The following is a 21,242-nucleotide window of genomic DNA, read 5'->3' on the forward strand; positions in this document are numbered from 1 at the left end:
ACAATGAGAATTGGTTACTCCCGGCTAGATTGTGTATAAACAATAGGGTAGTAGTGCTTAGGTGCCAATTCCAATCCTTTTCCCTGACAGTTAAAGGCTGTTATGGAAAAAGGATATTCTATGGAATTGGTCGCTACCTTATCTTGTTATTGAATTTGTAATAAACTCACCGGTATTACCGGTAATTACAATTTTTGTAGCCTTATTTACTTTTATTAATTACCGCTGCAAAGCCACCGTTCCTAACCATCTTAATAGTAATGGTGCTACTGTGGTTTACCTTGGATTCTGTTTTTTTATAATCCATAGCCTGTCTCTGAGCATTTACACCGTCCTGAAAAGAAGTCATTGTATACGATTGGTTACCTTCTAAAAAATCAAGATCAATTTCAAAAACACGTTCTTTCTCTTTATTATTAGTCATCCCACCAATAAACCATTGATCTCCTTTACGTTTGGCAACGATGGCATATTGACCCACTTTAGCTTCTAAAGCACGAGTTTCATCCCAAGTGGTTGGAACTTGCGTTATAAAATCAGCACATTCTCGTTCTCGATAATAATTCGAAGGACTGTCCGCTAACATTTGAAGGCCACTTTCAAAAATCACAAAAAGAGCCATCTGATAGGCTCGTGTGCCCACTCCGGCTGAATTAGGTCGTTGACTATGATAAAGTTCCGGTTGCATACTTACCATAGCACCGGGAGTATAGTCCATAACCCCGACCGCATTTCTTATAAAAGGTAAGTAGGTGCTATTATCCGGTTGTGCTCTTCCCATTTGCTCCATTCCCAGCACGCCTTCATAAGAAAGTACATTAGGGTACGCTCTCTCCAAGCCTGCCGGTTTAAAAGACCCGTGAAAATCAACGAACAATTCATTTTTTGCAGCCTCCTTAGCCACTCTTTCGTAAAAGTTTACCATCCATTGATCACTACGATCCATAAAGTCAATTTTTATCCCTGCGATACCCCAATCTTTAAAGGTTTTGAAAAGTTCGAAATTATGTTCAACTGTTAGCCATGTTAACCATAGCACAATCTCAACATTTCTTTCTTTACCATAAGCTATGAGCTCGAATAAGTCTATATCCGGATTAGGCGTATAAGGATCCTTGGTGCTTTTAGCCCAACCTTCATCCATAATGATGTAGGGAATCCCAAACTCTGAAGCAAAATCGATATAGTACTTATAGGTTTCTTCATTAAATCCTGACACAAAATCAACATTGTAAGCCGATGCTCCGTTCCACCATTCCCAACTCACTTGCCCCGGTTTTATCCATGAAGGATCTTTAATTTTATTGGGAGGAGAGAGTTTAAAGGTCATGGTGTTTTCCAACAACTCAGTATCGTGTTTGGAAATCACAAAATACCGCCATGGAAAACTTCGCTTACCCGATGTTTTAGCAATATAATTCGCTCTTTTTAAGATGTTCATGCTTCTGTCTCCTTGATCTTCATATTCCAAAGGCGTTTTTGGGAATACAGCTGTCAATCCGTTATTCTGTGTCCCTTTTAAAAACATTGCAGGATAGTCAAAAAGAGAAGCTTCCGACATTAGAATCTTATATTGTTTTTTAGTATCAATGAGTACAGGGAGAGTGAACATTTTATCTTTGGAATTAAAATTCTCCGATTCCAAATGAGTATAAGGCTGTTCATATGAGGTTTTAAAAGAAGATGTTTGCTGTAGGTGTAATACATAGTTTGATGGGAAATCGATAGCGAAATTTTCATTGATCACTTCTATTTCACCTGATCGATTTGTAATAAATCTATAAGCAAAGCCATCATTAAAAGCTCTGAATTCTACACTGAATTTTCCTTTAAACTTTAGGGTTAAACTATTATAATGATCTTTAACCGTGGCGTACTTTAAGGGTACTACGGGGTTAAATTCTTCATCGACCGTGTTGGTTTTCTTGGATATAAGTTTTGGATTTATACCCAACACTTCATTTTTTAAAACCATACTTATTCCATTCGCCTGTAATAATTCTTCATTAGCATAAGCGATGGAATAGTAAATCTTATCACTTAGATTTACAGAAATCTTTAACTCCTTATTAGGCGAACGAAGTTCTAACTGCTGTGCATCAACCGAACTTATTCCAAAAAAAGTCAGGATTGCTATAAGGGCAACAGTACATTGTTGCGAACTCATGGTTATATTTTTCATCATCATTAAATGCTTTTTTCTTCCAATAGGGCTGCTGCACACCATAACATTGGTGCTTGACCATGTAGATCCCCGGTTATTTGCTTTCTATTTAAGTAGTACTCTTTGGTATCACCGGTATTTGTGCCTTGCGAAACATTCTGAATATTCCCGTTTTTATCCATATAACTCACAAGTTGGTTCCATGCCTTTTTAACCACCGGTTCATATTCAGCTGCTGAAAGCCATTGTCGTTTTACTCCCGTTATCATGGCGTAAGTAAACATCGCAGACCCGGAAGTCTCTGTCCAAGCATTTTTGTCATCAACTAATTGATTCCATAAACCCTCTTGGTTACGCAGCCCTTTTAGGGTGTCCATCATTTTTTTATAGGCTTTTAATATGCGTGTAAAATTAGGATTATCTTCCGGTAAATATTTTAGTAACTCGGCCATACCTGCAGCCATCCAACCGTTACCACGGCACCAATAAAATGGAGAAGTGTCAGCATGATAAAACAAACCGTTTGGTTGCTGTATGGCATCTAGATAAACATTCATTTCATTGGCTGCTCTTTCAATATAACTTATATCACCGGAGGCCAAGAATGCCTGACTTTGAATAGCTGATATCATAAACATATCATCAATCCAAAAACGAGTTTGCCATGAAAGGCCTTTATCAAGATACTCTTTATACTTCTCTTTATTCTTTGTCGCTTTGGAAGGAAGTTGCCACTGCCGATCTGCAAAATCGATCCCTATGTAATAATAAGGCTCAATTTGTGTTTGAAGATACAATTGAAGGGGTACAACTCCGAAAACTGTATGATCTACATGATCAGGTTTTTGCATGAGCTCCTTATTGCTGCCCAGCAATGGTAAAAATCGATTTTCCAGTTTCTTAAGCAGTTTTTTATTGTCTGTTACATCTGCAAATTTTAATGCTCCAAACCATGTACAAACCTCAGGATAGGTAACCTCTGAAGGTGCAGTTGTGATGCCGTCAAAATTTCTAAACGGCTCCGATATATACTTCTGCGCCAGTATATTTCCAATGGTTTCAGGGTCACTTTTTGCTGGAAATTTGGTAAAAACGTCTTCTTGGGCAGATGCCAAGAAAACGTTTCCCGTAAAAAATGCGATGGTTATAAAAATATATTGTTTAATTCTCATGGTATTATTTTTCGCTAAAAACCTAGTTCCACTAGATTCAATCTTTGATTTATTTTGATTACCAACCTTGGTTTTGTGGATATGGCGTACCGGTGATTACGCGGTTGATTTGCTCTTGCGGTACAGGGCGAAGTACATGGAAATCCTGTATATTGTTTGCGGCTTCAGTACCACCATACAGACGTACTCTTTCCAATAAGGTTTTTGTCCTTACCAGATCAAGCCACCGCATATTTTCCCCGGCAAGTTCTCTGGCTCTTTCATCCAATATAAAATCCAAGGTGACATTGGATGCGTCGATTTTCATTTGTTCTTCTTTTCCTTGGGCTGCTGCGCGCTGTCTTATAACATTTATATATGTCGCTGCCTCATCAAGTCTTCCAATGTTTAAAGCAGCTTCGGCCGCAATCAAATAGGTCTCCGCAAAACGAAATATTATAATAGGCCGATGCGAATTTTCATTAGGAGTTAATCGATTAGGATCTAAGAATTTAGTCATTGTAGGATAAATCAAATTCGTGTAAAACCTAGGAGTATAGGTATAATAGTTCTTTGCCAATATCTCCGATTTTGAAAGTTCATATCCCGGAAGATACATCGCAGTATCTCCTTGTTTCACATTCACTGTAACTTCAAAAGTCTCTGTTTCATTCTCTAAAGTATATGTTGCCTCTAAATCAGCTGGTGCATACCATACGGATTGAAAACTATTATAATATCGCGTATCGTTCACCTTGTCCGCAAACACAGTGTTATAAAGCCAATCAGTTCCTCTATACCATACAAAAGGTCTTCCATCTGCAATAGTTCTTTCACCTAACTGCAGTTGGTAATTAGTAACAAACAAATGGTTTAAAGGATGACCCCCGCCATAGGTTTTGTCTGCAGAATACTGTACATTCAATAATACTTCTTGATTGTTTTCATTCTGAGCTTCGAAAACTTTTCCAAAATCATCCAAAAGACCAATTCCCATTGAGCCTGCTTGATTTATAAGTTCAGAAGAAAGCTCTAGTGCTTGATCAAAATCAGTGCTTTCAGAGACATCAGAATATCCTCTGGTAAGGTATACCTTAGCCAGTAAATGTTTAGCAGCAGCAACGGTAGCACGACCGGCTTGGATATTGCTTAGTTGAGGGCTAAGAGCCAGCTCTGGCATTGCCTGTTGTAAATCATCTATAATAAGCTCATATACTGCAGATTTATCCTCTCTGGTCGCGGAAGTCGTTGGGCTATTATTGTAATGTATATTTAAAGTAACGTCCCCATAAAACTGAACTAATTTGAAATAATAAAACGCTCTCAGAAATTTTGCCTCAGCAAGTAATTGCTGCTTTACACCAGGATCAATATCCGTTATTTCTGATCCAAAATCGATTAAACCATTGCAGGTGTTAATAAAGGTATAGGCGTTATTCCAAAGGACTCTCGAGAATTCATTCTCCGAAGTATAGTTACTACTGTAGAATGCCACTTCTCGCGGACGACTCCCATTGGAAATTTGAAATTCATCAGTCCCGGGAATTGTAAAAGCTTCAATTCCTTCCTCCGGTCCGTAGAACGTTCTTAAACCTGCATATGCAGCATTCAAGCCTTTCTCCAATCCTTCAGGAGAGTTAAAAAATTCAGGTGTTAGATTCGAATGATTTTCTTCTACTAATTCATGCTCACAAGATGTAAAAACCAAAATCAGTAACAGGCTAAATAAAGCCTTAGGTATATTATTTTTCATAATCGTAAATTTTATAATGAAACATTAAAACCAATAATAAAGGAGCGCATTGGAGGCGTATTTATTCCAACAGTGCCATTGGTCTCAGGGTCAAGGCCATCAAATTTATCCATGTAGTCAGAGAAGAATGTACCGACATTTGTAGCAGAGGTATAAATACGTGCTGATCTTAGCCCTAATTTATTCAATACAGCATCCGGTAGGGTATACCCTAAAGTAATATTCCTGATTTTTAAATAGGATGCATCAGCTCTTGCCAATGTCGATCTATATCTTGGTGTTTGGACACCTGCATTAGGTTGAGGCCAGTAATTTAAGTTATTGTCAGGAGTCCAGTAATCAATGTCAACATTGTTCTTTCCTGTACCTTGTAAACTATTAGTCCAATCATCATGTATTTGTGATTTAACCAAACCACCTACTTTAAAATAAGCGATGAATGAGAAATCAAAATTCTTGTAGGCAAAGCTATTGGAGATACCACCTTCAAAATCCGCTTCCCTTGCACCAATAACATGTCGATCATCTTGATCAAGTTTACCATCTTCATTTAAATCCGCTACTTTCACCGTTCCAATTACAGAACTTGATCCTGTTGTGGTAAGTCCGTATTGTTCTGCCAATGCAAGATCTTCAGGAGTGTTTTGCCAAATTCCAAGAGATTGGTATTGATAAATGGCACTGATCGGCTTTCCTACAAACCAACTATTTCCAAGGTCTTCTGTTACACCTGAAGACAGTTTTAATATTTTATTTCTGTTGAAGAAAATATTAAAGTTTGTCGACCATTGTAGGGTGTTTACACCGTCACCGCTAAAGTTTACACTGTTAATGTTAAATTCCAGTCCCTTGTTCTCAGTCTCCCCGATATTGGTACGCATTCTGTTGGCTATACCTGAAGTTGCCGGTAAGGCCTGGTCTAGAATTAGATTGGTAGTATGTTGCCTGTAGTATTCAACACTACCATTGATTCTATTGTGAAACAAACCATAGTCCAATCCAACATTGAATGTGGAGGTCTCCTCCCAAGTAAGGCTTGTGTTGGTTGCTGTGGTAGGATAATACCCTGAAACATTCGTGTCACCAAAATTATAATTTCTGACGGAGAGCCCTCCTAGCGTTTGGTAAGCGCCTACAGCTGAATTACCTACACTTCCATAACTGGCTCTAAGTTTTAAACTTGATAAATATTCGGCGTTTTCCATAAAAGGCTCCTTGTCAATGTTCCAACCTATGGCTCCAGAAGGAAAGGTATGCCATTTGTTGCCCTTTGCCAGCTGAGAAGAACCATCGGAACGCATAGTCATGGTAAGAAGGTAACGTCCTTTATAGTCGTAATTTAAACGCCCCATATAGGAAAGTAGATTCGTCTTGACAAAAGATCCGCTATTACTTCTGAAAGTGCTGTACTCTGGATTGTAATACTCTATATAATCAGCAACCACGTCGTAGTACTCAAGACGAAGTCCTTCATTTTGATTTTCTTGAAGACTAAATAATCCTGTGAAATTAAGGTTATGGTCCTCAGCAATGGTTTTATCGTAGGTAATAATATTTTCAATGGTGTAACTTAGATTATCGAAATGAACATTTGATCCGAAATTCTCGGTGCCCAATTGTTTTGTAGTATTGGATGCGTAAAACTTACCTTGCTTTTCTCTGGAAAGGTTGACACCCACATTCAATGTGTAATTCAGGCCTTCGAAAAAATCTACATTCAAATATCCAGTTGTAAAGGTGGATAGTCGCGCTCTGTCATCAACAATAGCATTATCAGCAAAATCAGCTAAAGGGTTGTATATTCCATCACCATTCCCTAAAAATCCTCTTAAGGTTCCATCCTCTTGATAAGGAGAAATAAGCGGACTTGCTTGTAAAGTGTTTAGCAGTGGATTAATATCCACGCCTTCAAGGGTATTGTATGAATTGATAGAGTTGATTCCTATTTTAATGTGATCACTTATCCTGTGATCCAATCTAAGCTTTACATCATACCGTTCAATACCTTGTTTTTTATAAACTCCATCCTCATTGAAGTAACCTATGGAGGTGGCGAATTGCGTTTTTTCACTTCCACCGCTAATACCCAATTGATGATTGGTAACTATTCCGCTGGAATAGATCAAATCTTGCCAATCGGTATCGGTTCCATCTAAATACCCTTGCATTTCTATGGGATCTGTGAAAGTTTGCTCAATTAAATCAGGATCTTCAAATCCGGTATACATGTCAGGATTCCGATTATAGGTTGCCCATTTTTTAAACTGAATGTATTCTTCTGCGTTAAACATATCATACTTCCCTACAGCCTCGTTAAAGCCCATATATGTATCATAGGTAATGTTTGTTTTTCCTTGTTTTCCGCTTTTGGTTGTAATTAAGATGACCCCATTAGATCCTCTCGATCCGTAGATCGCAGTAGAAGAGGCATCTTTAAGAATTTGCATGTCAACTATGATGTTGGTTGATATGTCGTTAAGGCTTCCGTCAAATGGAATTCCGTCGACCACAATTAAAGGGGAATTATTTCCTGTTAAGGATCTTTCTCCACGAATTCTTATTTGTGGTGTTGAGCCCGGGTGGTTATTCCCGCCACTCTTACTTACTGTTATTCCTGAACCCAATCCTTGTAATGCCTGTGCCGCATTAGCAACAGGAAATTTCTGAAATGAATCTTCTGAGATGGATGAAATAGAACCTGTAACATCGGATTTCTGTTGTGTTCCATATCCGACAACAACCACTTCATCCAATGCCACGGCATCCTCTCGGAGCACCACATTAATTTGTGACTTTCCGTCCACCGGAATTTCATTGGTTACAAAGCCAACATATGAATAAATCAATACGCTGTTTGGACTAACTTCAATGGTATAGTTTCCATCAAAATCACTCATAACCCCATTGTTAGTACCTTTTTCTATAATATTTGCACCCGGAATGGGCATGCCATTCTCTTTGTCTGTAATGGTTCCGGTAACTCTTAAGCTTTGTAGTTCCATGACAAGACTATTGTTTGTGCCGGGAATAAAGGTTGTTTCCGGAGCTTTTGTGAGAAAAACTTGGTTTCCGTAAATTTTGTAATTCGTTCTGGTGTTTTTAAAAATCTTATTCAAAACAACCGGAACTTCTTCATTGTTCACGTTAATATTTACTTTTCTATCCAAATCTACATCCTTGAGTTTGTACACAAATCGATAATCAGTTTGGGATTCAATTAGCCCCAAAAAATGTGACACGCTAGCCCCATTGAGGTCAAGGGTAACAGTGTTTTGGGAGTAGAATGGGCTGGCTTGCAACCCAAATAAGGAAATAAAAATAAGCAATACAGTAAGCTTCATCCTTAAATCAAATTTAAACAAGGGACCCCTTGTCGTGAGATGGCATAAATTTTTCATACATTTAAAGTCTTGAATATTGGTTGATACTAGTTTTAATCGGCCATATTTTATAAACGGGGGATGCTGGAACATTCCCCGTTTTCTATGGTAAAAAGGTTGTTAAGTTTTCATTTTTCTTGTTTTGAATTTATTATAATAGTGTTATCATCTTTTTGGGTATAACTAAGCCCATATGTTTGCTTAAAGTATTCTAAGATTTTAATTAGGGGCTCTTCATCAAAACTGGCATTGAATTTTTCTGTCGCCAATTCTTTATTGTTGTTGATGATTTTAACATCGTAATGTCTCTCCATTTTTTTTAAGATGTCCTCAAAGCTCATATTCCTGAAAACTAAACCTCCTTGCATCCAAATGGTATAAAGATTGGTGTCTACTTTATGTATTTCAAGAGCATTATTGTCTCGTTTAAGATTAGCTAACTCACCGGGTTTCATAATAGTGCTCTTCTGATCTGCTTTAAGTTTTACCGAACCTTCTACAAGAACAACTTTACTCGTTGCATCCTCCGGATAGGCAGAAACATTGAACTCCGTTCCCAAAACACCAACTTCCAACCCTTCAGCTTTAACAAAAAACGGTCTTTTATTGTCTTTAACAACTTTGAAGAAAGCTTCACCGGTCAGAAAGACTTCACGTTGATTTGCTCCAGAGAAATTTACTGGATAACGAAGTGAAGATCCGGCATTAAGAGTCACCGAACTACCATCGGACAGTTGAACAGAGAACCGTTTCCCGTAGGGAATACTCAGTGTATTGTACTGTATGGCTCCAGAGCGTTTCTCATTACTGGTGTAGACTAATTGATTGCCTTTCTGACTACCTATTACCTCACCCTTATCATCTGTTAAGCGGAGTTGTCCGTCTTCTGAGAGTACTAACTTTTTATCGGCTGCTGTTTCTAGAATGATGGCGTTTTCCGGGACAGCAGATACAGTTCCGGAATTATTCAAGGAGATATTTGTTGAGTTATAAAAGTATGTACCTCCAAAAACCATTAACAGCATAGCTGCAACGGCTGCGTATTTATAAAAATATGTCTTTTTATGTGGCTTTTCTTGAGACTTGGCTTTACGGATGATTTGGTCATAAATTCTTTGGGCGTCATTGTCACTCATCTCAGGCAGTTTCTCCAACATTCCTAAAACCTCCTCGGTTTGCGGGAACTCATCGGTGATCCTGCCTTTTTTAAAATATCGAACCAGTTCTTCTATCTCTTCCGGACTACATTGGTTGAGTACGAATTTTTGGATCAATTGTTTTATGTTATGGTTAATTTCCATCGCTCTTTTTTGGGCTTTTCTTATACATAATACAATTGAGAAGTGCCGGACTACTATTGAATTGCCAAATATTTATTAAAATATTTAAGAAACCTCCTGTGAAAAATGTTATATAATGCTGAAAAGTCAATAACGAAGGGGGGTGTCACGAAAACATAATTTTTAGAAATAATTACAAAAAATTAAATTTTATACTGTAAATAAGGATAAATTAATTTTAAACACTGGAGAAATAACCAAATAAAACAGTTAAAGTATCAACTGAAATGGTCTGATAAAAAAATAAATAGAAAGACTATATCACCATTTAGGCTTAGAAATTCTTTTATAGAGGCTAGGGCAGTACTCATTTGATTCTTGACTGTGTTAGTGGAAATACCTAGCTCTTTGGCAATTTGCTCATAACTCTTTCCATCGTTTCTGGACATTTGAAAAACCTGTTTGCATCTTGGAGATAGTTCGTCAATGGCTCGATTTTTTAGTTTTTCATAATCTTCCTCTAATAATTGGGTGTCAGCCATATTAGATCCAATTTGGTTTTTATAAAAGATACGTTCCTTTAATTTTACGTCGTTGGCCGCCTTGGCTAAAACATTAAAGGCTAAATTTCTTGCAATAGTAAAAATGTATGATTTGAATGAAAGGCTAGGGTCAAGATTTTCATGATTGAGCCAAACTTTTAGAAATACATCTTGTACAACTTCTTCCGCTTGGTGCTTGGATTTTAGAATACTTAGGCTATACGCATAGATATCCTTGCGATAGCGGTCAAAAAGTTTTCGAAAAGCGCCCTCGCTGCCTTTTTGCAACCTTAAAACCAAGAACTGTTCAGTATTTTCCGTCATACACATCTTCTTTTTTGGAGGAAAATGAAAATATCAATTTATCCACCTGCCAAATTAACAAAATTTAATGTTAAAAGTTACCAGGGGCTAAATTTTTCATTTTGAAGTGTATATTTTCCCAAACGAATTAAAACCTATCCTTTAAGTGTTACGACCCCGGATAGGTTTTTAGTTATACTGCAGCCAGGAAGTTGTTAAACATCCTTAACTACTTATTCAAATAAATTATTTACAACTGGGTTAACTCCAGTTTTCTAAATTCGACTTCTGAACCTTCTGCCTGGACTGCAATTTGTCCTTTTTGGGCTGTAGCTTCGTAGCCTTCATTGACAAGATCACCATTAACCCATACACGAACGGAATCAGCTTTAACTTCGATGGTCATGTGATTCCATTCTCCTAAGGGTTTCTCTGAATTATCAGTTAGGTTTTTGATACGTCTCTTTTTGCCTTCTATAACACCCCAGCCTTCTTCAGGTCCGCGGCGCTCTACCATGTTGTCAACTTTGATGTTTTCTCCGATACACCAGAAATCACCGGCATCACCGTGTTGCATTTGAACTTCAACCGATTTAGGGAACATTCCATATAAAACCCGTGGGGTAGAAGCGTGAACAAGTACGCCACAGTTCCCAGGCTCACCTGCAAACCGATATTCAACATCTAATTTATAATTCTCATAGGATTTATCTGTGATAAGATGTCCTTGCGGATTTCCTAAACTCACCAAATTACCGTCCCGAACTATAAAAGGATTTATAGCTTGTGGGTTGTTATCCATATCGGGCACATCCACATGCCATCCGGTTAAGTCTTTTCCATTGAACAGACTTTCTGTTTTTTGACTGGTACACGAAACGGAAACAATTAAAATTAAGCAAAGGGAATAAATAGTTTTCATGGTTTGAATTTAAGGTTAATTAATGATTGGTTTATACGTTAGTATGAAGTGCGATTAAAACACTTGTTTAGTTACAAATATCGTTAATTTCAATGAATTGAATTAATGTTTAGATATATGCGCTTTATGTTTATAATATTCCGCAAATAGAGGATAGGGAATGGGGCAGCGATATGAGCGTTAACAGATGAAGGTAACAAGAACAAATTCACGGCATCTAACAGGACTAAAGTAACTGCCCAATGGATTATTGTGCACCTAGGCCATTTTGGGTCTTACAGACAAATTTGAAATACTTCCTATCCAATTTCCAATTGGAAATGGGGTTAAAAAAAACAGATCCGACCCTTGGAGCCAAATCTGTTTTAAGAAAATCTTGTGCTATTATGGTCCATTACTTAAAAGTTATGGAGAAAAAGTTGATCAAAGCTGCACCCTAATTGACCCGTTTCGAAACAAGACTTCGGCATCGACGGTAACGGGTCTACGAGTTCTTCGGGAATAATAAACATCCTGCTCATAATAATAATCGTCATTATGATAAAAGCCATGGTTACAAGCATCACAATCCTCCAAATGCTCAAGTTCCCGTTTTCTCAGCTCTTTGTAATATTCTCTTTCATTTTTGGCAAGTTCTCGATAATACTCCCTTTCATCCATGGCAAGTTCTCGGTAATATTCCTGTTCATCTTTTTGCATCTCTCTACGGTATTCAGCCATTTTTTTGTCATGCTTCCGTTGCCTTTCCATTTCTTTTTTATAGTGCTTCTTGCTATGTTTCCATTGATCCTTACGTTGGGAAAATACCTGTCCTACTATTAAGAACATGAGCGATATAAATAATACTTTGGTTTTCATGATTGTCAATTTTTAAACTTAAGTATCTAAAAACAAAAGTTGTGCCAAAGAAAATCCTGTTTGCTGTTTATGATTTGTTATGTATTGATTTTCAGAACATTAAAACTAAAATAACTTTGCTATATTTCCCTATGTTAAGATGCTTGCCATCCCGGAAAAAGAACAGCCCTCAAAAAAAGTTGTTCGGTACAATCCCCGATTTAGGATCTCCACTTCGATTTATTTTTGGATTGCGAATCAGAAGAATGTCACATTTTCCAAACCAAAACCATGAATTAAGTCTGCTTGTATTCGAGCTGTATTTGAGTGTTAATTGCGTTTAAAGCTAATTGTTAGTTCTTAACAGGTCTTGGAATAATAACCTTGAATTGTTCGCCTTCAAAATCATTAATTAATTCGATATTAGGCTGTTCTGCGATGGCTCTTTTAACCCCTGAACCTAATCCGCTAAATGGTAAGGTATGGGTGCTAAAAGATACCAGCTGGTTATTCCTAATCACGGGGTTTCCAAACTTGATATCTTGTACGGTTAAACTGTTTGGTAGTTTTCCTGGACTGATTATTTCAATGCGGTTGTCAAAAATTAATAGCCTTATAGGTGAATTCTTAAAGTAATCTCTGTGAACCAGAGCATTTTGGAGTAGTTCTTCAAGTGCAATCCTTGAAACTTCAAGTTTCCCTTGTGAGTTGAAACTTTCTCCAGACTGAATAAAATCCAAATTGTTGTACAGGAAGTTTATTCCTTTTTCAAAGAGTTCCGGAATTGTTCCGGTCAAATCTCTGGGTTTGTTTCTATATTGATTGCCTTCTATATCGTTTCCGACATAGTAGACAGCCTTTATTGTAAAGGCAGGTTTAACCATTTGTGGATCTTTTCCAAAAAATAATAATCCTGCCAGTGTTAACTGATTATTACGTAATACTCTCTTTGCTCTAAGAGCTTCCTCAAAAGTAAGTCCGCGTTCTGAATAAGATTTTTCGAATTCTTTTTTAAAATAATCAGAAAATATGGATTCATCAATATCCTCAATCGAAGTTCCGAATACTTCCATCTCATCTGCAAGTAGATTACCACTGTGCTGAAATAACCGCATGATTTCTGCATTATCTGTTAAAAGGCGTTTGTTCGATCCTTGTTTTAAATAAATTTCCCCTTTTGAAGTTTTATACGGTTTATTTATCCCTTCTTGAACATGAATAATAAGTACGTTTTTAGAAGACTTATTTTGGTCGGTTCTTACGACCTCAGTTGCAATATAAACTGGAGGTTTTAGGTTGTCAGCTACCTCTGATACAGCCTTGTCGTACTCTTCAATCTGAACTGCAGTTAAGCCAATCAGTTCTCGTGTTGATTTCTTCACACCGATAAGAATAATACCTCCCAAAGTATTAGACATTGCAACAATTTCTTGTGCGATACTACCACGATGTGGAAGTTCTTCCTTGAATTGAACCTTACTCGTTTCACCTGTACTAACTATAGCCAGTAATTCTTTTACGTTCATTTGAATTTACCATGTAGAGCAAACTTACGCATTAATTTAAAGCCATGACGAATTGAACAATTTATTCCATTTTAGTGACCAGTTCGGAAAGCAAGGAATAAAGGTAGGGTGTCTAAACAACATTTCAGATTTGCATTTCAATGGATGTATTTACTCCTGGGCTAATATATATCCGTATCTAAAAATTGTATATTTGACCTTGTGATTACTATAGATGAGATGTCAAATAAATTGAGGTACTTACGACCGGTCTTGTAAAAAGATTATACTGTTAAGAATATTGGATTGTTTGGCTATAATCTGCGAAAACAATGTTGTAATTGTCATAGCGAGGGTGTTTTTGTTGTTCAACTCAAAGATAATTTGAGATACAGAATTCCCTCCGTTCAAAAAAATAAAATCAGTAGACCCGTGTAGTTACAATAATTAATATTAAAGGTTCTCCGTTATTAAAATAAAGTAGAGGAGAGTTCGTTAAAATATTTCACTGGAAAGTGAAGGCTGTCGCCTTTAGAAAATTATTAATCTATTTCGTTCATTGGAAAACTAAAATCAAATAAATCTTTAGGATGTATCTCCAAACCTTTTGCAAGTTCAATTATCGTTTGGAACTCTAGACTTTTTTGACCTTTTTCTATTTTTGAAATAGCGCTGAAATCTATATCACATCTTTGCGCCAACTGCCTATAGCTCAGCTTCAGCTCAGTTCTTCTTTTGAAGATATTTTTTCCAAATTGTTCAAGATATAGTTGATTGCATTCCATTTATAACGCCAAATAGATAGCAATCTCATAAAATTCAACAAAATAAATGTAGCTAATACAGCCTACAGTTAGATATTTTTTATATATTTACCCTTAATGCTTCTTAAGAAAGCATGAAGGTTAATATGTTCAGTGATTCTTATCATTGAACATAGGGTATTGAACTCCTTATTGGAGTATGTGTAATTATTTAAGACAAATTAATGACTATTGGATGATGATAAATCCAAAATCCAACCAGATTAACTTTAGATGCCTATTCTTAAATCATTTCGGTGTACGAATTAGCGTATTTGAAATTATGTTTAAGAAGAAGCCAAAAAATCCCGTATAACATATAAGGATCAAATTATGTTACAGCAGTGATGTTATAATTTAATTTCCGATACACAATACATTTATCTTCTGTAATTAGCAATTCCACAAACTTCATGGCATCCGGCCATGTACCATACATTTTACTTAATATAAAAGATTCTCCTAGATATCACCAGGCGTAGCTATTGCATGTATGTCTGTCATGATACTCTACTGGGAATTATATACTTGAACACTTTTTATTATGCAACACACCAATTATGAATTATTAAAAAAGAATGATCCTGCTGCATTAGTGCGCATTCATGCTCAATATAATAGAGCCATCTTTTGGGTAGGCAAGAGTTGGCTTGATGATGAATTTGTGATAGAGACCTTGGTTCAGAATGTTTTTTTAAAACTCTGGATTTTTCGCAGCAGGATAGAAACACCAAAACATATTTACTTTTTCTTAAAGTTTGTTATGAAAAGAGAATGTATCTCCTACCATAACAATCCCAGAAATAAGTTTTATAGAAGAGTTAATTCCTTAGAGAATTATGAAAATTACCAAGATTATATGGTAGGTTATGATCCGGCAAATGACGATAAGCACCTTCAAGATCAGGAATTTGAACAGAAGAAGTTTGAAGAGATTAAAAAAGTATTACCGCTTTTAAGTGATAAGAGAAGGCATTTGATTGAGCTCTGTTTAAAACACGGTTTTCGTTACAAAGCAATAGGAGAGGTGATGGGAACCAGTGTTACAGAAACCAGCAATGAGGTGAAAAGAGCTATAGAAGATTTAAAAAACATCATCCACCAGGGAGGTATTTCAAAAGTTAAGAAGAGTCCGTCTATCGGGATAAAGGTCCAAGGCGCTATGACCGAAGAACAAAAAAGAGTCTTCGAACTTCGATGTAAAGAAAAGCAGTCTTTTCAATCTATTGCAGAACTTTTGAACTTAACCCAAAAGGAGGTTCATAAAGAGTTTGTCGCTGCCTATAAATTATCGCAAGCATCACAAGAAGAACAATTAGTATCAGTTTGATTATGGGGAAATCAACACTTAAACTCAAACGAAGGATTCAGTTGGTCGTAGATCTGCCAACCAAAGAAGAGCGGAAAGAGAAACTTGATAAGCTCTATAAATTCCAATACCACTGCGCTAGGGTAGCTAATCTTATTATTTCCCATTTGTATTTACAGGAGATGAACAAGGATTTTTTCTATCTATCGGAAGGAATTAAGCACAAACTGGCAGATGAAAAATGGGATCAAGACGGCATATTTAAGCGTTCCTGCATAAACTCCACCTCCCGGATGGTGTATGATAAGTTTAAGGGAGAGATTTCAGCTGATATTCTGTCAAGTCTCAACAGCACATTGTTGTCCACCTTTAATAAGAATAAATCAGATTACCGGAAAGGGTTATGCTCGTTGAGGAATTATAGAAATGACATGGGGTTTCCTTTTGCGTCAAAAGCCATGAGCAAGGTCATACATGACCCCGATAAAAAAGCATTTTGTTTTAGTTTGTTTGGGATACCGTTCAAAACGTATTTAGGGAAAGATTTTACGGATAGACGAAAATTAATGGGCCGTTTGGTTAAAGGGGATATAAAACTTTGCACCTCTAAGATGATATTGAAAGATGGAAAGATCTTTTGGTTGGCGATATTTGAAATTGAAAAAGTAAAGCATGAATTAAATCAGCATATCATTGCAAAAGCCTACCTCTCTCTTGAATACCCTATAGTTGTAAAAACAAGCACAGCGAAACTTACTATTGGAAATCGTGAAGAGTTTTTATACAGAAAGCTCGCCATACAAGCGGCTTATAAAAGGACACAGGAAGGTGTTACTTACTGTAAATCGGGTAAAGCGCGCAAGCGTAAATTAAAGGCGTTGGAGAAACTCCGAGACGCTGAAAATAATTATGTAACCCATCGTTTACATCTTTACAGTAGAAAACTGATTGATTTTTGTGTTAAAAATCAAGCGGGAACCTTGAAATTAATAAATCAAGAAGACAAAATGGGGATTGCTAAGGAGGAAGATTTTGTCCTTAGAAACTGGAGCTATGATCAGTTATTGACCAAAATAGAGTACAAGGCAGATAAAGCAGGTATTGAACTTATCACAGCTTGATAATTTAAGTTTAGCGGGTGCTTGTACACCCATAGGGTGAGGTTTAATAATGACACTCACTAAACGTGGACAACGTATGCAAAAAAGTAGTTTCTTTTTTAATAAAACAACGCATGGAACTATTCTTAGTGTCTATGCATAAAGAGTCCGATAAAAACTGTTAGAACCTGATTAGTATGGAAAAATCAACACTCAAACTTACCAATAGGATCCAAATATTGATCGATCTTCCCTCTAAAGTAGAAAAAAAAGAGGCTATGGACAAACTATATCAATACCAGGATCTGTGCTCTAAGTCAGCTAATCTTATTGTTTCCCATTTGTATGTTCAGGAGATGATCAGGGATATTTTTTATCTATCCGAAGGTATAACTTATAATTTGGGTGATGAAAAAAAACATGAACACGGCATCTTGAAATGTTCCCGAATTAATACTACCTATCAGGTTGCATCCAATCGCTTTAAAGGAGAAATCCCTTCAACCATACTATCCTGTTTAACTAATAGTATAATTTCCACTTTTAATAAAAACAGATCTGAATATTGGAAAGGGCAGCGTTCACTGGAAAATTTTAAAAAAGACATGGCATTTCCGTTTCAGCCGACAGCATTAAGCAGGGTCTCCTATGATCCCGATAAAAAGGCTTTTTGTTTCCGTTTGTTTTCCATACCCTTTAAAACCTATTTAGGAAAGTACGCTATTGAAAAAGGAAAAATATTGGAGCGTTTGGTTGACGGAGATATCAAACTTTGTATATCAAAAATTCAACTCAAAGGCAAAAAGATTTTTTTGCTGGCGGTATTTGAAATTGAAAAAGAAAAACACAGTCTGAAACCGGAAAAGATAGCAGAGGCATCGCTCTCGCTTGACTATCCTATTGTGGTGAAAACTAATAATGCTAAGCTCAGCATTGGATCCAAGGAAGAGTTTTTACTACGAAGGATGGAAATGCAAGCGGCTTATAAAAGGACACAGCTAGGTGCTGCTTACTGTAAATCGGGTAAAGGGCGTAAGCGCAAATTAAAAGCCTTGGAGAAGGGCCGAGATACTGAAAGTAATTATGTAGCTCATCATTTGCATCTTTACAGTAGAAAACTCATTGATTTTTGCGTGAAAAATCAGGCGGGAACCTTGATGTTAGTTAATCAAGAGGACAAAATGGGGATTGCTAAGGAAGAAGAATTTGTCCTTAGAAACTGGAGTTATTATGGGCTTATAAATAAAATAGAATACAAAGCAGAAAAAGCAGGTATTGAACTTATCATAGCTTGATAATTTAAGTTTAGCGGGTGCTTGTACACCCATAGGGTGAGGTTTAATAATAACGCTCACTAAACGTGGACAACGTATGCAAAAATGTAGTCCTTTTTTTAATAAAACAATCTATGCAAAAATTTAAGTCCATTTTTTGATAAACTTCAATTACAGGGATTCAAATAAAAGCTGTTTTAATTGGTAAATGTCTTCATAGGACCGCATTATTCCAAATAAAATATGGTTATCAAAACTATATGGAAATGGAATAAGGTAGGCTAGGTAACTTAAAACTTGTAAGTTTAGTTTTATGATTACTACGGGTAATATATTAAATAAGTTGAGTCCAATATTGAAAACCTAATTCCTCTAACTGATTTAAGAGACATAATGGATGAAAAGAAGGCAAGGTAATTCCAGAAAATGGTATTTCTACATAACGCCATAAAATGAGTTGCTGTGCTCTTTAATCCACTTATCAACCCATATTAATATTTCTTTATTACCAACTTCAACCTATAAATCCTATTTTTACAATATTATTTGAAAAGTAGATGACTGAAAACTATAAGATAGGTATTATTGGTTTAGGCTATGTAGGTTTACCATTGGCTGTAGAGTTTGCCGATAAGGGCTATGATGTTCTTGGGTTTGATATCAAGGAAAAGCGTATTAAAGCCCTTCAAAACCATAGAGATGAAACCGATGAAATATCTAAGGAAGAATTACAACAAGTAAAGAACTTGACTTTCAGCAGTGATGAAACACTCCTAAAAGACAGAAACATATATATTGTTACCGTTCCTACACCCGTAGATGACTTTAAACAACCGGATTTAGCGCCATTAATAGCTGCAAGTACTACTGTAGGTAAATATCTAACAAAAGGAGATATTGTCATTTACGAGTCTACTACCTATCCAGGCTGTACCGAAGAAGACTGTGTACCTGTATTGGAAAAAGTCAGTGGATTAACATTCAATCAGGACTTCTTCTGTGGGTATTCCCCAGAGCGAATCAATCCGGGGGATAAAAAAAGAAGACTTCGTGATATTGTAAAAGTCACCTCGGGAAGTACACCCGAGACGGCCGATATAATTGATGCGCTCTACAAAACCATAATTGTAGCCGGAACTCATAAGGCTTCCAGTATCAAAGTAGCAGAAGCATCAAAGATCATAGAAAACACCCAAAGGGATATTAACATCTCCCTTATAAACGAATTAGCCCTGATCTTTGATCGTATCGGAATCGATACGGTAGAAGTATTGGAAGCGGCAGGAACCAAATGGAATTTTCTACCCTTTCGCCCGGGACTCGTAGGTGGTCATTGCATAGGTGTAGATCCATATTACTTAACTCATAAAGCAGAACGACTGGGATATCACCCACAGGTGATTCTCTCCGGAAGACGAATAAATAACAATATGGGTGTGTTTATAGCCAATAAGATTGTTAAGTTGATGGTCAAAAGTGAGCTACCTGTAAAGAATGCTAAAGCCTTGGTTTTGGGCATTACCTTTAAGGAGAACTGTCCTGATGTTAGAAACTCCAGAGTAATTGATGTTGTCGAAGAATTACAAGGCTTTGGGCTAAAAGTAGATGTTTATGATCCTTACGCTGATAAGGAAGAGGTGAAAAAATATTATAAGCTTGATTTGATCGATCAATTAACAGATAGTTACGAAGCTATTGTATTGGCTATAGGTCATAATCAGTTTTTAGAATTAGATTTAGAGGCTTTAAAAGCCAGTAAAGATACCGTAGTGTTCGATGTTAAAAGTGTACTCCCTAAAGGACAAGCAACCGCAAGATTATAGATGGATATGAAACATCAATCAACAAATAAAAAAATAGTAATCACAGGTGGCGCCGGATTTATCGGCTCTCATGTGGTACGCTTGTTCGTCAACAAATATCCTGATTATCATATAACTAATCTGGATGCATTAACCTATGCCGGAAACCTGGAAAATCTAAATGATATTGAGGGTAAACCTAATTATAGTTTTATAAAAGGTGATATTACCGATGTTTCCTTCATAGACGAACTATTTAAGCAAGAACAATTTGACGGGGTAATCCATCTGGCAGCTGAGAGCCATGTGGATCGATCTATCACAGATCCTTTAGCCTTTGTACGCACCAATATTCTTGGAACGGTAAATCTTTTAAATGCCTCCAAATCAAATTGGCAGAACAATACGCAAGGAAAACGATTTTATCATATTAGTACCGATGAGGTTTATGGTACTTTGGGGGAATCTGGTTTTTTTACTGAAAAAACCGCTTATGATCCAAACTCACCATATTCCGCATCTAAAGCCGGTTCGGACCATTTTGTTCGTGCCTATGGAGAAACCTACACACTTCCCTATGTGATCAGCAACTGTTCTAACAACTATGGTCCTTGTCAATTTCCGGAAAAACTCATTCCTTTATTTATCCATAATATTATAAATAATGAGCCCTTACCTGTCTATGGTGACGGTAACTATACCAGAGATTGGTTGTATGTTGTTGACCATGCAAAGGCTATCGATTTGGTGTTTCACAAAGGTGAGAATACTCAAACCTATAACATTGGCGGATTTAACGAGTGGAAGAATATTGATTTGGTGAGACTATTATGTACTTTGATGGATGAACGATTGGACAGGAATCAAGGAGAATCAGAAAAGCTTATCAACTTTGTAAAAGACAGACCAGGCCATGACCTGCGTTATGCCATTGACGCCAATAAAATACATAAGGAGTTGGGCTGGAGTCCGACATTAACTTTTGAAGAAGGATTGGAGAAAACTATTGATTGGTACTTAAGCAATCCAAAGTGGTTAGACCATGTCACCAGTGGAGCCTATCAGGACTATTATATTAAACAGTACCAACAAGACGATACGAAGATAAAATAAATCA

15 protein-coding genes are annotated in these 21,242 nt (G+C 36.7%); 5 read left to right on the forward strand and 10 right to left on the reverse strand.

Features of this window, described 5'->3' with window-relative positions; translation table 11 throughout:
* Positions 1 to 202: 202 nt before the first annotated feature.
* The 10 genes from ACN0TV_RS01690 to ACN0TV_RS01735 all read right to left on the reverse strand — a co-directional run bounded on the left by ACN0TV_RS01690 (position 203) and on the right by ACN0TV_RS01735 (position 14,622).
* Positions 203 to 2,188: a glycoside hydrolase family 97 protein gene (locus tag ACN0TV_RS01690; RefSeq protein ID WP_417359481.1), complete on the reverse strand. Its 1,986-nt coding sequence runs from the start codon at positions 2,186 to 2,188 to the stop codon at positions 203 to 205.
* Complete coding sequence (locus ACN0TV_RS01695; protein ID WP_417359483.1) at positions 2,188 to 3,336, reverse strand: glycoside hydrolase family 88/105 protein; 1,149 nt, start codon at positions 3,334 to 3,336, stop codon at positions 2,188 to 2,190. The genes ACN0TV_RS01690 and ACN0TV_RS01695 overlap by 1 nt, the downstream gene beginning before the upstream one ends.
* A gap of 58 nt (positions 3,337 to 3,394) precedes the next feature.
* Entirely contained in the window at positions 3,395 to 5,068 is a 1,674-nt protein-coding gene (locus ACN0TV_RS01700; protein ID WP_417359485.1) for a RagB/SusD family nutrient uptake outer membrane protein, read from the reverse strand.
* An 11-nt stretch (positions 5,069 to 5,079) separates the two neighbouring features.
* The gene (locus tag ACN0TV_RS01705; protein ID WP_417359487.1) at positions 5,080 to 8,409 is read right to left on the reverse strand and encodes a TonB-dependent receptor; all 3,330 of its coding nucleotides are present in this window, start codon (positions 8,407 to 8,409) and stop codon (positions 5,080 to 5,082) included.
* Positions 8,410 to 8,576: 167 nt separating this feature from the next.
* Entirely contained in the window at positions 8,577 to 9,749 is a 1,173-nt protein-coding gene (locus ACN0TV_RS01710) for a FecR family protein (RefSeq protein WP_417359489.1), read from the reverse strand.
* 257 nt (positions 9,750 to 10,006) lie between these two features.
* A complete protein-coding gene (locus ACN0TV_RS01715; protein WP_417359491.1) occupies positions 10,007 to 10,594 on the reverse strand; it encodes an RNA polymerase sigma factor in 588 nt (195 codons plus the stop codon).
* 229 nt (positions 10,595 to 10,823) lie between these two features.
* Positions 10,824 to 11,495, reverse strand: coding sequence for a 3-keto-disaccharide hydrolase (locus tag ACN0TV_RS01720; RefSeq protein WP_417359493.1), 672 nt, complete (start codon positions 11,493 to 11,495; stop codon positions 10,824 to 10,826).
* 423 nt (positions 11,496 to 11,918) lie between these two features.
* Positions 11,919 to 12,353: a hypothetical protein gene (locus ACN0TV_RS01725; RefSeq protein WP_417359495.1), complete on the reverse strand. Its 435-nt coding sequence runs from the start codon at positions 12,351 to 12,353 to the stop codon at positions 11,919 to 11,921.
* A 332-nt stretch (positions 12,354 to 12,685) separates the two neighbouring features.
* Positions 12,686 to 13,858 (reverse strand): RNA-binding domain-containing protein, encoded by a 1,173-nt coding sequence (locus tag ACN0TV_RS01730; protein ID WP_417359497.1) that lies wholly within the window; start codon positions 13,856 to 13,858, stop codon positions 12,686 to 12,688.
* 521 nt (positions 13,859 to 14,379) lie between these two features.
* A complete protein-coding gene (locus ACN0TV_RS01735; protein ID WP_417359499.1) occupies positions 14,380 to 14,622 on the reverse strand; it encodes a helix-turn-helix domain-containing protein in 243 nt (80 codons plus the stop codon).
* A 562-nt stretch (positions 14,623 to 15,184) separates the two neighbouring features.
* Between ACN0TV_RS01735 and ACN0TV_RS01740 the strand changes: the two genes are divergently transcribed.
* From ACN0TV_RS01740 to rfbB, 5 genes are all read left to right on the forward strand, one after another.
* Positions 15,185 to 15,970 (forward strand): RNA polymerase sigma factor, encoded by a 786-nt coding sequence (locus tag ACN0TV_RS01740; RefSeq protein ID WP_417359501.1) that lies wholly within the window; start codon positions 15,185 to 15,187, stop codon positions 15,968 to 15,970.
* Between the two features lie 2 nt (positions 15,971 to 15,972).
* Entirely contained in the window at positions 15,973 to 17,070 is a 1,098-nt protein-coding gene (locus ACN0TV_RS01745; RefSeq protein WP_417359503.1) for a hypothetical protein, read from the forward strand.
* 176 nt (positions 17,071 to 17,246) lie between these two features.
* Positions 17,247 to 18,344: a hypothetical protein gene (locus ACN0TV_RS01750; RefSeq protein WP_417359505.1), complete on the forward strand. Its 1,098-nt coding sequence runs from the start codon at positions 17,247 to 17,249 to the stop codon at positions 18,342 to 18,344.
* 536 nt (positions 18,345 to 18,880) lie between these two features.
* A complete protein-coding gene (locus tag ACN0TV_RS01755) occupies positions 18,881 to 20,146 on the forward strand; it encodes a nucleotide sugar dehydrogenase (protein ID WP_417359506.1) in 1,266 nt (421 codons plus the stop codon).
* A 6-nt stretch (positions 20,147 to 20,152) separates the two neighbouring features.
* Positions 20,153 to 21,238: a dTDP-glucose 4,6-dehydratase gene (rfbB, locus tag ACN0TV_RS01760; protein ID WP_417359508.1), complete on the forward strand. Its 1,086-nt coding sequence runs from the start codon at positions 20,153 to 20,155 to the stop codon at positions 21,236 to 21,238.
* The last annotated feature ends 4 nt before the right edge of the window (positions 21,239 to 21,242 follow it).

The sequence above is a fragment of the Galbibacter sp. genome (genome assembly GCF_048266365.1).
Lineage (GTDB): Bacteria > Bacteroidota > Bacteroidia > Flavobacteriales > Flavobacteriaceae > Galbibacter.

Coding starts and splice junctions, on each gene's coding strand:
- rfbB (WP_417359508.1), top strand. CDS start 20,153: ATGAAACATCAATCAACAAATAAAAAAATAGTAATCACAGGTGGCGCC.
- ACN0TV_RS01720 (WP_417359493.1), bottom strand. CDS start 11,495: ATGAAAACTATTTATTCCCTTTGCTTAATTTTAATTGTTTCCGTTTCG.
- ACN0TV_RS01700 (WP_417359485.1), bottom strand. CDS start 5,068: ATGAAAAATAATATACCTAAGGCTTTATTTAGCCTGTTACTGATTTTG.
- ACN0TV_RS01715 (WP_417359491.1), bottom strand. CDS start 10,594: ATGACGGAAAATACTGAACAGTTCTTGGTTTTAAGGTTGCAAAAAGGC.
- ACN0TV_RS01690 (WP_417359481.1), bottom strand. CDS start 2,188: ATGATGATGAAAAATATAACCATGAGTTCGCAACAATGTACTGTTGCC.
- ACN0TV_RS01745 (WP_417359503.1), top strand. CDS start 15,973: ATGGGGAAATCAACACTTAAACTCAAACGAAGGATTCAGTTGGTCGTA.
- ACN0TV_RS01695 (WP_417359483.1), bottom strand. CDS start 3,336: ATGAGAATTAAACAATATATTTTTATAACCATCGCATTTTTTACGGGA.
- ACN0TV_RS01735 (WP_417359499.1), bottom strand. CDS start 14,622: ATGGAATGCAATCAACTATATCTTGAACAATTTGGAAAAAATATCTTC.
- ACN0TV_RS01750 (WP_417359505.1), top strand. CDS start 17,247: ATGGAAAAATCAACACTCAAACTTACCAATAGGATCCAAATATTGATC.
- ACN0TV_RS01755 (WP_417359506.1), top strand. CDS start 18,881: ATGACTGAAAACTATAAGATAGGTATTATTGGTTTAGGCTATGTAGGT.
- ACN0TV_RS01725 (WP_417359495.1), bottom strand. CDS start 12,353: ATGAAAACCAAAGTATTATTTATATCGCTCATGTTCTTAATAGTAGGA.
- ACN0TV_RS01705 (WP_417359487.1), bottom strand. CDS start 8,409: ATGAAGCTTACTGTATTGCTTATTTTTATTTCCTTATTTGGGTTGCAA.
- ACN0TV_RS01710 (WP_417359489.1), bottom strand. CDS start 9,749: ATGGAAATTAACCATAACATAAAACAATTGATCCAAAAATTCGTACTC.
- ACN0TV_RS01740 (WP_417359501.1), top strand. CDS start 15,185: ATGCAACACACCAATTATGAATTATTAAAAAAGAATGATCCTGCTGCA.
- ACN0TV_RS01730 (WP_417359497.1), bottom strand. CDS start 13,858: ATGAACGTAAAAGAATTACTGGCTATAGTTAGTACAGGTGAAACGAGT.